The following is a 14,293-nucleotide window of genomic DNA, read 5'->3' on the forward strand; positions in this document are numbered from 1 at the left end:
TATATAAAGAGAGAGTGTAACAGTTTTGAAAATATAGTATACTGAAAATACAACACATGAAGAATTTAGGGAAAAGAAAGTATGGTGAAACCATTTGGCTACCAAGCATAACCAAATTTTAGAACATATTAATGGCCTGCCAGTAGGGCATAAAATTTCTGTAAGGCAAATTGCGAAAGATTTGAGTGTAAGTGAAGGGACAGCTTACCGTGCAATTAAAGATGCAGAAAATAAAGGATATGTTAGTACGATTGAACGTGTCGGAACAATTCGAATTGAACAAAAGAAGAAAGAGAATATTGAAAAGCTGACATATGCAGAAGTCGTTAACATTGTCGATGGTCAAGTACTTGGGGGCAGAGAAGGACTACATAAAACGTTAAATAAATTCGTAATCGGGGCAATGAAGTTAGAAGCGATGATGCGCTATACAGAAGCAGGAAACTTACTTATTATTGGTAACCGTACGAATGCACATCAATTAGCGTTGGAAGCCGGAGCTGCGGTGTTAATTACGGGCGGATTTGATACGGAAGATCATGTGAAGAAATTAGCAGATGAATTAAAACTACCGATTATTTCAAGTAGTTACGATACATTTACAGTTGCGACGTTAATTAACCGCGCAATTTACGATCAGCTTATTAAGAAAGAAATTGTACTTGTTGAAGATATTTTAACGCCGATTGAAGAAACGTTATATTTAAAGCCAAATGATACGGTACAGCAATGGCATGCGTATAATGAAGAGACGATGCACGGAAGATATCCGATTATTGATGAAAATAAAAAGGTTCTAGGTATCGTAACTTCAAAAGATATGATCGGTGTAGCGAAAGAAACACCGATTGATAAAGTGATGACAAAACATCCGATTACAGTGAATGGTAAAATGTCTGTCGCAGCTGCGGCGCGTATGATGGTGTGGGAAGGTATTGAGTTACTTCCTGTTGTTGATGAAGGAAATAAACTGCAAGGTATTATTAGCCGTCAAGATGTACTTCAGGCATTGCAAATGATTCAGCGTCAACCACAAGTTGGGGAAACAATCGATGATATTGTAACGAATCAATTCATGACGCCGAAAGAAGCGAAGAATGAGCATTTATATCAATTTTCAGTGACGCCGCAAATGACGAATTCGATCGGAACGTTATCTTACGGTGTATTCGCAACGATTGTGACGGAAGCAACGAATCGTGTTATTCGTGCGCAAAAGAAGAGCGATTTAATTGTTGAGAACTTAACAATTTATTTCGTAAAACCAGTTCAAATTGACAATGTTGTATCAGTTCATCCGAAAGTATTAGAAATTGGACGTAAATTTGGTAAGGTGGATGTAGAAGTACATCATGAAGGTAATGTTGTCGGGAAAGCATTACTTATGGTGCAGTTGATCGATAAATAAAAAGATGGAGCAGACCGCTTTGGTTTGTTCCATTTTTTTTAGAACGCTATATTAGAGAATTTTAAAATTTAGTTATCAAATGAATCTATTATGTTTTGAATTGCAAAAGAGAAAGTTAAATCACGTTCTGTTTCATATTTATAAGTAGGGCACGCAATCATTTGAATATGCTTGAACAATAATTGTGGAGGTGTCGAATGGGAGTAATATTTTTCTTTTTAGGTTTAGTATTTGTAATTACTGTTCATGTGATAACTCATAGAATAATGGATTCAAATAAAAAGAAATTGTATGTAATAAGTTTGATTTTCGCTATTATTTGTTCCTTTATCCCTACAACTGGAGAAAATAATAGCGATTTTCTTTACTTCGGTATACCAGCAGAAAATTTCATTTATTATGGCGGATGGGAAATTTCGTTTAATCCACTAGCCTTTTTCTTTAACTTTATTTTGTTTTATTGGATTTTGAAGCTATTACTTAAGCTCGGGGAGGGTTTTGGTAGAGAAGTGAAAAAATAGCAGGATATGTTGGAGATTTTAGCTAATCTATCTCCAGTTAGAGAATTGGTTATTAGTCGATAGAAAAGTTTGCGTTACTATATGAACTAGGGGGAGAAGGATGGATTTTCACACTAAAAAGCAGTTATGTAAGCAATATAATTTAAATAGTCTTACGAAAGTTTCATTGTTGCATGGGGGAGAAAATCAAACATATATATTCGAATCGGACAAAAATAAATTTGTAGTGAGGCAGTATAGAGAAGGACGTTATACATGCGAGCAAATAGAGGCTGAAATACATTGGTTAATAGCGATACAAAAGCAAATGTTAGTACCAGAAGTAGTTGTAAATAAAAATGGCGATTGGATCACACCTGTTATGAAAGATGAGGGAAGTATCCAATATTTTGTTATCTTTAGCTTTATAAACGGAAGTGAAATTGTAGAACCAAAGGCTAAAGACTATGAAAAGCTTGGATCATTAATGCGAATGTTTCATGAAAAAACAAATGAAGTGTTCAAAAGAGTACCGCAAACTTGGAGAGGTTATGAAAGGTCTATATATAGCGAGCAAAAGACAATTCTCGAGCCTTTACAACGATTACTAAATACTTCATTTCTATCCCATGCGGATAAGCATAAGTGCATGATAACTGCAGAAAGAATACAAGAGCTCACAAATTCAACTCAATTAGGAGAAAAACAATTTGTTCATGGTGATATGCATTTTGGCAATGTTCTTGTAGACAAAGAGGATTGGTATTTACTCGATTTTGATGAATGTGGATTTGGGTATAAAGAGTTTGATATTGGTGTTCCAAGATTGCATTTAATTGCTTCGGGACAGTTAGAAGAAGTATGGGGGGACTTCATGGTGGGATATGGAGAAAATATTTCGGAAGCAGCCATTCGACTTGGGACCGCTTCAAGAATCTTTTATATGGCTGGGAAAATACCATTAAGGCTTGATATTGAGCCGATTAGAAAAGATCCTGGCGCTTTTATTCGCCGATATATTCAGTATGTCGAAGAAGAATTATGCGGAGGGACAATTGTTTAATAAAAAAACAGAATATTAATTCATTTAGATTCTAGCCTATGTTATAATTGAATTGTAAGAAAATGGATTTCTGGAAGGTGGTATGCATTATGTCATCAACAGTACTCTTTTTTGGTAGTATCGCACTATTTTACTTCCTTGTGATGATACCGATTCAATATTTATACTTACAAGGTTTACATGAAAAAAAGAAAAAAACAGGATTATCTCAGCGAGAGCTATATGAAAAAATGTCTTTTGGGGAAGAACAATTACATCTTCATGTGCAAGGCAATCCATTCAATATCCCTTCTGCGTTTGTCGCATACATGATTTTAAAAGTTAGAGGACGTAAAAAAGCATCACAATATTGATGCTTTTTTACGTTGCTTCATAAGAGTCAGCTTCTTCAACTGCTAATGGTAAGAAATGTTTATATTGGCGAAATCCATTAAATACACTTGCACTACCAAATAGAATAAATAAAACACCAACGATAATACGAGCGGTTGAAAGTTCTAAAAAGAATTGGTTTATCCCGAAGAATAGGACGAATGAACCGAGTGCCATTGCAGATTTTCCAGAGAGCCAACCTTTCTCCATTGGGCGGTTTGTACGAAAGTATTTTGTTTTGTAGAAGAGGTACAACATAAATGAAACGATAATACAGAAGACTAATATTGGCATAATGCACACTCCCATCGTTTTGTGAAAAATAATAGTGGAGAAAAGAGAAATATCTAAACTTTCTAACTTTTATTATAAAGCAATTGTTCGCATGTATGAAATACTTTCCGTTATAATGAAGGATAAAGTGAAACTTTAATTAGTGTGAGAATGTTTCCACGCGCTAATGATTAGCCCGCACAAATTGGGCTTTTACTGCACGTTAATGCGGAATAAAGTGAAGAAGTTGAATAAAAAGGAGATTATACATATGCATGAGCAAATTTTAGGAGCAATTAAAGAGTTTGATACGATTATTATTCATCGTCACGTACGTCCAGATCCAGATGCACTAGGTTCACAGGGCGGTCTTAGTACAATCCTACAAGAATCGTTTCCAGAGAAAAATATTTATACGGTTGGGTATAATGAACCGTCACTAGCATACTTACGAGTAATGGATGATATTGAAGATAGTGTATATGAAAATGCACTGGTTATCGTTTGTGATACTGCGAACCAAGAGCGTGTTGACGATCAACGCTATACAAAAGGGAAGATGTTAATCAAAATTGATCATCACCCAAATGAAGATCCGTACGGAGATATTACGTGGGTCGATACGACAGCAAGTTCTACAAGTGAAATGATTTATGAGCTTTACAGTTATGGAAAAGATAAAGGGTTACAGATAACAAAAGAAGCAGCTCGTCTTATTTTAGCGGGTATTGTTGGGGATACAGGTCGTTTCTTATTCCCGAATACAACAGCGAAAACACTTCGTTATGTAAGTGAGCTTGTTGATATGGATGTGAAATTCACAGATTTATACAATGAAATGTATAAGACGAAAGAAAAGATTGCTCGTTTAAACGGCTATATTTTACAAAACTTTACGATGGTAGAAGAAGGAGCAGCTTACATTAAATTAACGAAAGAAGTATTAGAAAAGTTTGATGTACTTCCTTCTGAGGCATCCGGTGTTGTTGGAGCACTTGGTAATATTGATGGATTAAAGTCGTGGGTTCTATTTTTAGAGGAAGACGATGTGATTCGTGTTCGTCTTCGTTCAAAAGGACCAGTAATAAATAAATTAGCAATGCAATATAATGGTGGAGGGCATCCGATGGCTTCTGGTGCAAAAGCATCTTCTTGGGAAGAAGCGGATCGTCTGTTTGCGGATTTACGTGAGATTTGTAAATAAGAGATTATATATTAAAACGAAAAGAAGGAGTGGCGCTAAAGCCCTCCTTCTTTATTTTTCTTTCTCTATAGCAATGCTAATTTCAAGCACGGTATCAAAAGATATTGTATCGACTTTAAAGCGGTATAGACGATCGTAATGTTTATACGTTTTATTTTCGATTGCTTTTTTGAGTAGGTCTTTATTTTTTGCGATACTTTGTATGTTTTTCGTTAAAAGATGCTGGAGGTCATTATGAATAGAAGTGGTCATATTTTCGAGTGTAAGATTGTCTAAATCGTATTTTTCTCGATTGATTATTTTTATTTTAATCTCTTGAATAGTTAAGAGTCGTTTATTTTCTGTATTCAATTTTTCTTGATCTTCGAGAAGGACGTGGAGCTTTGCTTCTTGTTTTTCTATAATTTCTCGTTGCTCTGCTATTTTACTAGCTTGTTCTTCTTGAAAAACACCGTATATGTACAAAAAAATAAACCAGCTCAACACGCCTCCAACAGCAGCACCAGCTAAAACTAAATACCATTTTTTTGCTGTATTGGCACTTGGTACTCTCATACATGTTCCTGCGTTAGCCATTTAATAATAGTAAGGCCTGTTTGCATACCACCCGTTGCGAAAAAAATAAGGAGAATTTGTTTTACGATATCTTTCATATCTCCGCCAAAGAAACTTCTTTCAAAGCTATAAAAAGTATCAAATGTTCCGCCAATTGCTGCAACGAGTGCCCAAATCTTTAAATTTTGGGCGAATTGATTAATGTAAGTTAGAGTTGGTTTTCCGATAAGAAATGCACCAAAGCCGCCAATTAATGAACCACCGAGTATAACCCCAAAGGCAATAAAATAACTAATAATAAGCAGAGAGAAAAAAGTGTGTTCTCTTACATCCATCGTCATTCCCCTTTCTTCTTCATATATATGGACAAAGTATAAGAAGTATGTTTTGATTTCCGCTTTCCTCATCACCTATAATAAAAGTAGTCAAATTGGTAAAGAGAGGGTACAACAGTGAAGTTTGTGCATTTACAATGTCAAACCGTTTTTAGTTTGTTAAAAAGTGCTTGTAAAATTGATGAGCTTGTAATCAGGGCGAAAGAACTTGGTTTTTCATCACTCGCTATTACGGATGAAAATGTTATGTATGGCGTTATTCCGTTTTATAAAGCATGTAAGAAACATGGTATACAGCCTATTATCGGCTTAACAGCTTCTATTTTTAGTGAAGAAGACGAAAAATCTTATCCGCTTGTTTTACTTGCTGAAAATGAAATAGGCTATCAAAATTTATTAAAGATTTCTAGTAGCATTATGACGAAGTCAAAAGAAGGTATTCCGAAAAAGTGGCTTGCCCATTATGCGAAAGGATTAATTGCTATTTCACCAGGTAAAGATGGGGAAATTGAACAATTATTATTAGAAGATAAAGAGAGTGAAGCTGAAGAAGTAGCTCGCATGTACCAAAATATGTTCGGCAATTTTTATATGAGTTTGCAGCATCATGCGATTCAAGATGAACTGCTTCTGCAAGAGACATTACCTGCATTTATGAGTAGGATAAATGTTCCAGTTGTTGCAACAAACGATGTACGCTACATCAATCAAAGTGACGCACTTGTTCATGAGTGCTTATTATCTGTTGAAAGTGGATCGAAAATGACGGATCCAGATAGGCCGAGGCTGAAAACAGATCAATATTATTTAAAATCATCAGATGAAATGGAAGCACTATTTTCTCACGTAGAAGAGGCGATTAACAATACAGTAGAAATTGCAGAACGTTGCAGAGTAGAAATACCGTTTCATGTAAATCAATTACCGAAATTTCCTGTTCCAGCTAACGAGACGAATGATATGTATTTACGCCGCGTTTGTGAAGAAGGGTTGCAGAAACGTTATGGTACGCCGAAAGAAGTACATATCCAGCGTTTAAATCATGAATTAAACGTTATTTCTAGTATGGGGTTTAGTGATTATTTCCTCATCGTATGGGATTTTATGAAGTATGCGCATGAAAATCATATTTTAACAGGACCAGGACGTGGATCGGCAGCTGGTTCACTCGTTTCTTACGTATTAGAAATTACAGATATTGATCCAATTGAATACGATTTATTATTTGAAAGATTTTTAAACCCTGAACGTGTGACGCTTCCAGATATTGATATCGATTTTCCAGATATAAGACGTGATGAGATGATTCGATATGTGAAAGATAAATATGGTCAACTTCGTGTTGCACAAATTGTAACGTTCGGGACGCTTGCAGCGAAGGCGGCAATTAGAGACATTGCGCGTGTAATGGGGGTTCCGCCGCGAGATATTGACATATTCTCAAAACTTATCCCATCAAAGCTTGGTATAACGTTAAAGGATGCATATGAGGAATCGCAATCACTCCGTGAGTTTATACAAGGGAATCTGTTACATGAGCGTGTGTTTGAAATTGCAAAACGTGTAGAAGGCTTACCACGTCATACGTCTATTCATGCAGCTGGCGTTATTATGAGCCAAGAGCCGTTAACAGGAAGTGTTGCAATTCAAGAAGGGCATAACGATGTGTATGTTACGCAATATCCAGCTGATGCATTAGAAGAACTTGGTTTGTTAAAGATGGACTTTTTAGGATTACGTAATTTAACGTTACTTGAAAATATTATAAAGTTTATCGTGAAAAAAACGGGGACACAAATTGATATAAGAAATTTACCACTTCAAGATGAAAAGACGTTCCAATTGTTAGGTAGAGGGGATACAACAGGTGTATTCCAGCTTGAATCAGGTGGTATGCGAAATGTGCTTCGCGGGTTAAAACCGAATGAATTTGAAGATATCGTCGCTGTTAACTCGTTATATAGACCTGGACCGATGGAACAAATTCCGACCTTTATTGAATCAAAGCATGGAAAAAGAAAAATTGAATATTTACATCCGGACTTAAAGCCAATTTTAGAAAGAACGTACGGTGTAATTGTGTACCAAGAACAAATTATGCAAATTGCGTCGAAATTAGCAGGATTCTCGCTCGGAGAAGCAGATTTATTACGCCGTGCAGTGAGTAAAAAAAATCGTGATATTTTAGATCAGGAACGTAAGCATTTTGTACAAGGTTGTTTACAAAATGGTTATGACGAGACATCCGCAGAGAAAATTTACGATTTAATTGTAAGATTTGCGAATTACGGTTTTAACCGAAGTCACGCTGTAGCCTACAGTATGATTGGATATCAGCTTGCTTACTTAAAAGCGAATTATACGCTGGAATTTATGACAGCATTATTATCAAGTGCAATTGGAAATGAAGATAAGATTGTGCAGTATATACGAGAAACGAAGCGGAAAGGTTTTCACGTTTTGCCACCGTCTCTTCAGAGAAGTGGTTACAATTTCCAAATAGAAGGTAATGCGATACGTTACAGCTTACTTTCCATTCGAAACATCGGAATGGCTACAGTGACAGCATTACTCGAAGAACGTGAGAAAAAAATGTTTGAAGATTTATTTGAATTTTGTCTTCGTATGCCATCAAAGTTTGTAACAGAGCGAAATTTAGAGGCGTTCGTCTGGTCTGGGTGTTTTGATGATTTTGGTGTTTCGAGAACGAATTTATGGAAAAGCCTTAAAGGAGCGTTAGAGTACGCAAATCTTGCACGTGATTTAGGGGATGCTGTTCCAAAATCAAAATACGTACAAGGAGAAGAGCTCTCTTTTATTGAACAGTTAAATAAAGAGAAGGAAGCACTAGGTTTTTATTTATCAAGCTATCCGACAGCGCAGTATGTGAAGTTAGCGAAAGAATTAGAAATTCCCTCTCTCGCTCAGGCAATGCGACATAAGAAAAAAGTACAAAGGGCTATCGTGTATATAACAAGCGTGAGAGTGATTCGCACGAAAAAGTTGCAAAAGATGGCGTTTATTACATTTTGTGATCAAAATGATGAAATGGAAGCGGTTCTCTTCCCAGAAACGTATATACATTTCTCAGATAAGTTACAAGAAGGAGCAATTGTTTTAGTTGACGGCATGATTGAGCTAAGAAATCATAAGTTACAATGGATTGTAAATGGACTCTATCCATTAGAAGAAATGGATGTGTATGAAGAAAAGAAAGATGCATCTGTTTACGTGAAATTGCCGTCTCAGTATGAGAAAAAGCTTTTAAATCAGGTTACTAAAATGTTGTTTGATTATTCAGGTTTTGCGAAAGTACTAATTTATTATGAAAAGGAACATAAAATGGTACAATTATCTCGAAGTTTATCGATTCATCCAAGTGAAGAATGTTTAGGAGCACTTCGTGAAATTGTCGGGGAAGAAAATGTAGTTGTGAAAATATAATGGACAATTTCCCTACACTTCGATTATTATAGTAGTAGTGTTCGTGGTCAGACCACTTGGAGAAATTGATATCAGCTAGAATAATTTGAGGAGAGTGGATAGTTTGTCAACACTTCGTGAAGAAGCACTTCACATGCATAAAGTGCATCAAGGAAAATTAGAAACTGTATCAAAAGTAAAAGTAGAAAATGCAAAAGATTTAAGTCTTGCATATTCTCCAGGGGTTGCAGAACCTTGTAAAGAAATTTATGACGATAAAAGTAAGGTATATGAATATACGATGAAGGGAAATATGGTAGCAGTTGTGACAGATGGCACGGCTGTACTTGGTCTTGGTAACATTGGACCTGAAGCATCTCTTCCAGTAATGGAAGGTAAAGCTGTATTATTCAAGAGCTTTGCTGGTGTAGATGCATTCCCAATCGCCTTAAATACAAACGATGTAGACAAAATTGTTGAAACTGTAAAATTAATGGAGCCAACTTTTGGCGGCGTTAACTTAGAGGATATCGCAGCACCAAACTGCTTCATTATTGAAGAACGTTTGAAAAAAGAAACAAATATTCCTATCTTCCATGATGATCAACACGGAACAGCTATCGTAACAGTAGCAGGTCTTGTGAACGCGCTAAAATTAGTTGGAAAGAAAATGTCTGACATTAAAGTTGTCGCAAATGGCGCAGGTGCAGCAGGTATTGCAATTATTAAACTTTTATATCGCTATGGTGTACGCGACATTATTATGTGTGACCGTAAAGGTGCGATCTACGAGGGTCGTCCTACAGGTATGAATCCTGTGAAGGATGAAGTTGCAAAATATACAAATAAGAATCGTATCGAAGGTTCTTTAGCTGATGTTGTACAAGGTGCGGACGTATTCATTGGTGTATCTGCAGAAGGTGCATTAACAGAAGAGATGGTTCGTACAATGAATGACAATGCAATTATTTTTGCAATGGCGAATCCAGTTCCAGAAATTATGCCAGAATTGGCAAAAGCAGCGGGCGCAGCTGTTGTTGGGACGGGTCGTTCTGACTTCGCAAACCAAGTAAATAATGTACTAGCGTTCCCTGGTATTTTCCGTGGTGCACTTGACGTACATGCGACACAGATTAACGAAGAAATGAAGATGGCAGCTGTACAGGCTATTGCTGAGCTTGTAGCAGAAGATGAGTTGAATGCAGACTATATCATTCCGGCACCGTTTGACGCGCGTGTAGCGCCTCAAGTGGCGGCTTACGTTGCGAAAGCTGCAATGGAGACAGGAGTAGCTCGCCGTCAAGTAGACCCAAATGAGATTGCTGAGAAAACAAAACAATTAGCGCTGATTGGTAAAGAATAAGCGAGGAATTTCCATTGACATCATCAAATACAAAAGTATATCTCGAAATTGTAAAAAAAATCCGTTCCATTATGGAAGAAGATGGATTGGTGGCGGGGGATCGTTTGCCGTCTGAGCGTGAGTTAAGTTCACGTTTAAACGTAGGGCGTTCCTCTGTAAGAGAAGCATTGCGTGCTTTAGAACTGGTAGGATTGATTGAAACGAGGCGTGGTGAAGGGACGTTTATTCGAAACTTTTACGATAACGGTCTTGTACAATTGATTGCGCCGTTCTTGCTGCAAGATGAGAAAACAATTCGTGATTTATTACAAACAAAACGATTACTTGAGAAAGATATGATTCGAATTGTATGTAATTTACCGAAAGAAACGTTTTCTAAAGTGCTAAGAAAATTACATCAAGTGCTTGAAGAAAATGAAAACTCAATTCCGATGCTTCATCAAACGTTCTTTAAAACACTTATTGAACAAGTGGATAATTATTTATTATATCGCATTTGGATGATCGTAAATGATTACGTATCAACTCTTTCTTGTAAAGTTTCAGGAGATTCTATCAATATGTATAGAAAGCTTTATGCTACTTTGGAAGAAAAACAAGAAAATGATGCACTAAAAATTTACGATGAATTAGTAGAGAATATACAGTTTCACTCGTAATGTATAAAATTTGTCGAAATGACCATGACACGTTATGACAAACATTCTATCGCGTAGCGGTTAAAGTTAAACGTAAAGAGTGAGGTTATTAGACAGATTGAGAAGATAAGGCTAACATCAAACTTTGGTGTTAGCCCAATTTTCTTCTTGCGCTAACCTTAGCTCTCAACGAAGGGGGTCAAATTGTGCTAAGAGATTTATTCGTGAAAAAGAAAAAGTACGCTGCAATACCTTCAGAACAAGTACGAAAAGATGTACCGGATGGCGTTATGACAAAATGTCCGAAATGTAAAAAAATCATGTATACGAAAGAGGTTCTAAAAAATTTAAAAGTATGTGTGAATTGTGGATATCATCATCCTATGAATGCATGGGAACGTCTTGATAGTATATTGGACGAAGGGTCATTCCGTGAGTATGACAAAGAAATGGTTTCATTAAATCCACTCGAGTTTCCAGGATACGAAGAGAAACTAGAGAGCGATCGTAAGAAGACTGAATTGAACGAAGCGGTTGTAACTGGTGAAGGAACAATTGATGACATGCTTGTTGTTGTTGCAGTAATGGATTCTCGTTTTCGAATGGGCAGCATGGGCTCTGTTGTAGGAGAGAAAATTGCCCGTGCAGTTGAAAAAGCATACGACTTACAAGTTCCATTTATTATCTTTACTGCGTCGGGTGGTGCCCGTATGCAAGAAGGGATATTAAGTTTAATGCAAATGGCAAAAACAAGCGTAGCTTTGAAAAAGCATAGTAATGCAGGAGGGTTATTTATTTCTGTTATGACTCACCCAACGACGGGCGGGGTTTCAGCAAGTTTCGCTTCACTTGGTGATTACAATCTTGCAGAGCCAGGTGCACTTATCGGATTTGCTGGTAGACGTGTAATTGAACAAACAGTGCGTGAGAAACTACCGGAAGATTTCCAAACGGCAGAATTTTTATTAGAGCACGGTCAATTAGATGCGGTGGTGCATCGTGATGATATGAGAGAATCGCTCCGTAAGATTTTAGAAGTTCATCAAGGAGGGGAAATGGCTGTATGGCAGAGCTAGAATTTGAAAAACCAGTTGTTGAGCTAAGAAATAAGATTCGTGAACTGAAAGACTATACGAAAAACAGCCAGATGGACTTCAGTGAGGAGATTCGTATTTTGGAAGACAAGTTAGAAAAATTAGAGGAAGATATATACGGCAATATGAAAGTATGGGACCGTGTTCAAATTGCTCGTCATGCAGAACGACCGACAACGCTCGATTATATTGAGCACTTATTTACTAATTTTTTTGAATGTCATGGAGATCGTCTATTTGGCGACGATGCAGCGATTGTCGGCGGCATTGCGAAATATAAGGGGATGCCAGTAACTGTAATTGGACATCAACGCGGAAAAGATACGAAAGAAAATATTCGTCGTAATTTTGGGATGCCTCATCCAGAAGGATATCGAAAAGCACTGCGTCTAATGAAACAAGCGGAAAAGTTTAATCGTCCTATTATTTGTTTCATCGATACGAAGGGAGCTTATCCTGGTAAAGCAGCTGAAGAACGTGGACAAAGTGAGGCAATTGCCCGCAATTTATTTGAAATGGCGGGTTTAACTGTACCTGTTATTTGTATTGTTATCGGTGAAGGCGGTAGTGGTGGTGCGTTAGGTCTTGGAGTAGGAGATTACATTCATATGCTAGAAAATTCCACGTATTCTGTTATTACACCAGAGGGTGCGGCGGCAATTCTTTGGAAAGACGCTGGTAAAGCAAAAGAAGCTGCAGAAGCGATGAAAATTACAGCATTAGATTTGAAAGAATTAGGTGTAATTGACGAAATCATTCCAGAAGCAAAAGGCGGAGCGCATCGTAATATTTTAAAACAATCAGAAAATATAGATTTAATGCTTAAGAAAACTTTTGAACAATTAAGCGGAATTTCAAAAGATGAATTAATCGAAAAACGTTATGAAAAATATATGAAAATTGGGCAAGTTTCGTTTTCAAACGCTTCCATTGGGATAAAATAATAAAAGCGTGCGTTCCTCTTCGCGAATGCACGTTTTTATTATGAAAAGACACATCTTCTCCATTGTGTTTTTATATTTTTTCGTGTTATTTTATTATAAGGCAAATAATCTTTATGAGGTGAGTACAAATGAAACGTATTGGTGTATTAACAAGTGGTGGAGATTCACCTGGTATGAATGCTGCCATTCGTGCAGTTGTTCGTAAAGCGATTTTCCATGATATTGAAGTATATGGTATTTACCATGGATACGCTGGTTTAATTTCTGGTCATATTGAAAAATTAGAACTTGGTTCTGTTGGCGATATTATCCACCGTGGTGGTACAAAATTATATACAGCAAGATGTCCTGAGTTTAAAGATCCAGAAGTACGACTAAAAGGTATCGAGCAATTAAAGAAACACGGTATCGAAGGACTTGTTGTTATTGGTGGAGATGGTTCTTACCAAGGTGCTAAAAAATTAACTGAACAAGGATTCCCATGTGTTGGTGTACCAGGTACAATCGACAATGATATTCCTGGAACAGACTTCACAATTGGTTTCGATACAGCTTTAAATACTGTTATTGATGCAATTGATAAAATTCGTGACACAGCTACATCTCATGAACGTACATATGTTATCGAAGTAATGGGACGTCATGCTGGAGATATCGCATTATGGGCTGGTTTAGCTGATGGTGCTGAAACAATTTTAATTCCAGAAGAAGAGTATGACATGGAAGATGTTATTGCTCGTCTGAAGCGCGGTAGTGAACGTGGTAAAAAACACAGTATTATCATTGTAGCTGAAGGTGTTGGAAGTGCAATTGACATCGGTAAGCATATTGAAGAAGCAACAAACTTTGATACTCGTGTAACTGTATTAGGTCACGTACAACGTGGTGGATCACCAAGTGCACAAGACCGTGTATTAGCAAGTCGTCTTGGCGCAAGAGCAGTTGAATTGTTAATTGCTGGTAGAGGTGGACGTTGTGTAGGTATTCAAGATAATAAACTTGTTGATCATGATATTATCGAAGCGTTAGCTCAAAAGCATACAATCGATAAAGATATGTATCAATTATCTAAAGAATTATCCATCTAATCGGCTTAATGTCGGATATTTGGGAACGGTTTC

Annotated in this window: 14 protein-coding genes; 11 read left to right on the forward strand and 3 right to left on the reverse strand. The window is 36.8% G+C overall.

What is annotated here, in order from left to right; all coding sequences use genetic code 11:
- Positions 1-94: 94 nt before the first annotated feature.
- The 4 genes from KVT31_RS00465 to KVT31_RS00480 all read left to right on the forward strand — a co-directional run bounded on the left by KVT31_RS00465 (position 95) and on the right by KVT31_RS00480 (position 3,324).
- Entirely contained in the window at positions 95-1,408 is a 1,314-nt protein-coding gene (locus KVT31_RS00465; protein WP_088097969.1) for a CBS domain-containing protein, read from the forward strand.
- A gap of 197 nt (positions 1,409-1,605) precedes the next feature.
- Positions 1,606-1,929, forward strand: a complete 324-nt coding sequence (locus KVT31_RS00470) for a hypothetical protein (RefSeq protein WP_088097968.1) — start codon at positions 1,606-1,608, stop codon at positions 1,927-1,929.
- 100 nt (positions 1,930-2,029) lie between these two features.
- Complete coding sequence (locus KVT31_RS00475; RefSeq protein ID WP_088097967.1) at positions 2,030-2,971, forward strand: phosphotransferase enzyme family protein; 942 nt, start codon at positions 2,030-2,032, stop codon at positions 2,969-2,971.
- Positions 2,972-3,060: 89 nt separating this feature from the next.
- Positions 3,061-3,324, forward strand: a complete 264-nt coding sequence (locus tag KVT31_RS00480) for a DUF3949 domain-containing protein (protein ID WP_140392564.1) — start codon at positions 3,061-3,063, stop codon at positions 3,322-3,324.
- 7 nt (positions 3,325-3,331) lie between these two features.
- Here the strand turns inward: KVT31_RS00480 and KVT31_RS00485 are convergent, their stop codons facing one another.
- Positions 3,332-3,637, reverse strand: a complete 306-nt coding sequence (locus tag KVT31_RS00485; protein WP_088097965.1) for a YtpI family protein — start codon at positions 3,635-3,637, stop codon at positions 3,332-3,334.
- 250 nt (positions 3,638-3,887) lie between these two features.
- Here KVT31_RS00485 and KVT31_RS00490 point away from each other — a divergent pair, with 250 nt between their 5' ends.
- The gene (locus KVT31_RS00490; RefSeq protein WP_088097963.1) at positions 3,888-4,820 is read left to right on the forward strand and encodes a DHH family phosphoesterase; all 933 of its coding nucleotides are present in this window, start codon (positions 3,888-3,890) and stop codon (positions 4,818-4,820) included.
- 51 nt (positions 4,821-4,871) lie between these two features.
- Here KVT31_RS00490 and ytrI read toward each other — a convergent pair whose 3' ends face one another.
- Entirely contained in the window at positions 4,872-5,375 is a 504-nt protein-coding gene (gene ytrI, locus KVT31_RS00495; RefSeq protein WP_088028354.1) for a sporulation membrane protein YtrI, read from the reverse strand.
- Positions 5,372-5,785 carry a sporulation membrane protein YtrH gene (ytrH, locus tag KVT31_RS00500; RefSeq protein ID WP_116329186.1) on the reverse strand — a complete coding sequence of 138 codons (414 nt, stop codon included), beginning with the start codon at positions 5,783-5,785 and terminating at the stop codon, positions 5,372-5,374. The genes ytrI and ytrH overlap by 4 nt, the downstream gene beginning before the upstream one ends.
- Before the next feature lie 42 nt (positions 5,786-5,827).
- Here ytrH and dnaE point away from each other — a divergent pair, with 42 nt between their 5' ends.
- The 6 genes from dnaE to pfkA all read left to right on the forward strand — a co-directional run bounded on the left by dnaE (position 5,828) and on the right by pfkA (position 14,260).
- Complete coding sequence (dnaE, locus tag KVT31_RS00505) at positions 5,828-9,154, forward strand: DNA polymerase III subunit alpha (RefSeq protein WP_088097962.1); 3,327 nt, start codon at positions 5,828-5,830, stop codon at positions 9,152-9,154.
- Between the two features lie 133 nt (positions 9,155-9,287).
- A complete protein-coding gene (ystJ, locus tag KVT31_RS00510) occupies positions 9,288-10,496 on the forward strand; it encodes an NADP-dependent malic enzyme (protein WP_163096237.1) in 1,209 nt (402 codons plus the stop codon).
- Between the two features lie 14 nt (positions 10,497-10,510).
- Positions 10,511-11,155, forward strand: a complete 645-nt coding sequence (locus KVT31_RS00515; protein ID WP_088097960.1) for a FadR/GntR family transcriptional regulator — start codon at positions 10,511-10,513, stop codon at positions 11,153-11,155.
- A 185-nt stretch (positions 11,156-11,340) separates the two neighbouring features.
- Complete coding sequence (gene accD, locus KVT31_RS00520) at positions 11,341-12,210, forward strand: acetyl-CoA carboxylase, carboxyltransferase subunit beta (protein WP_000942872.1); 870 nt, start codon at positions 11,341-11,343, stop codon at positions 12,208-12,210.
- Positions 12,198-13,172, forward strand: coding sequence for an acetyl-CoA carboxylase carboxyl transferase subunit alpha (accA, locus tag KVT31_RS00525; RefSeq protein WP_000818786.1), 975 nt, complete (start codon positions 12,198-12,200; stop codon positions 13,170-13,172). Before accD ends, accA begins: the two co-directional genes overlap by 13 nt.
- A gap of 128 nt (positions 13,173-13,300) precedes the next feature.
- Positions 13,301-14,260 (forward strand): 6-phosphofructokinase, encoded by a 960-nt coding sequence (pfkA, locus tag KVT31_RS00530; RefSeq protein ID WP_000821162.1) that lies wholly within the window; start codon positions 13,301-13,303, stop codon positions 14,258-14,260.
- Positions 14,261-14,293: the final 33 nt, after the last annotated feature.

This window comes from Bacillus sp. GbtcB14 (assembly GCF_019091205.1).
Classification (GTDB): Bacteria; Bacillota; Bacilli; order Bacillales; family Bacillaceae_G; genus Bacillus_A; species Bacillus_A cereus_AG.

Coding starts and splice junctions, on each gene's coding strand:
- KVT31_RS00470 (WP_088097968.1), top strand. CDS start 1,606: ATGGGAGTAATATTTTTCTTTTTAGGTTTAGTATTTGTAATTACTGTT.
- KVT31_RS00475 (WP_088097967.1), top strand. CDS start 2,030: ATGGATTTTCACACTAAAAAGCAGTTATGTAAGCAATATAATTTAAAT.
- KVT31_RS00480 (WP_140392564.1), top strand. CDS start 3,061: ATGTCATCAACAGTACTCTTTTTTGGTAGTATCGCACTATTTTACTTC.
- KVT31_RS00485 (WP_088097965.1), bottom strand. CDS start 3,637: ATGCCAATATTAGTCTTCTGTATTATCGTTTCATTTATGTTGTACCTC.
- KVT31_RS00490 (WP_088097963.1), top strand. CDS start 3,888: ATGCATGAGCAAATTTTAGGAGCAATTAAAGAGTTTGATACGATTATT.
- ytrI (WP_088028354.1), bottom strand. CDS start 5,375: ATGAGAGTACCAAGTGCCAATACAGCAAAAAAATGGTATTTAGTTTTA.
- ystJ (WP_163096237.1), top strand. CDS start 9,288: ATGCATAAAGTGCATCAAGGAAAATTAGAAACTGTATCAAAAGTAAAA.
- accA (WP_000818786.1), top strand. CDS start 12,198: ATGGCAGAGCTAGAATTTGAAAAACCAGTTGTTGAGCTAAGAAATAAG.
- pfkA (WP_000821162.1), top strand. CDS start 13,301: ATGAAACGTATTGGTGTATTAACAAGTGGTGGAGATTCACCTGGTATG.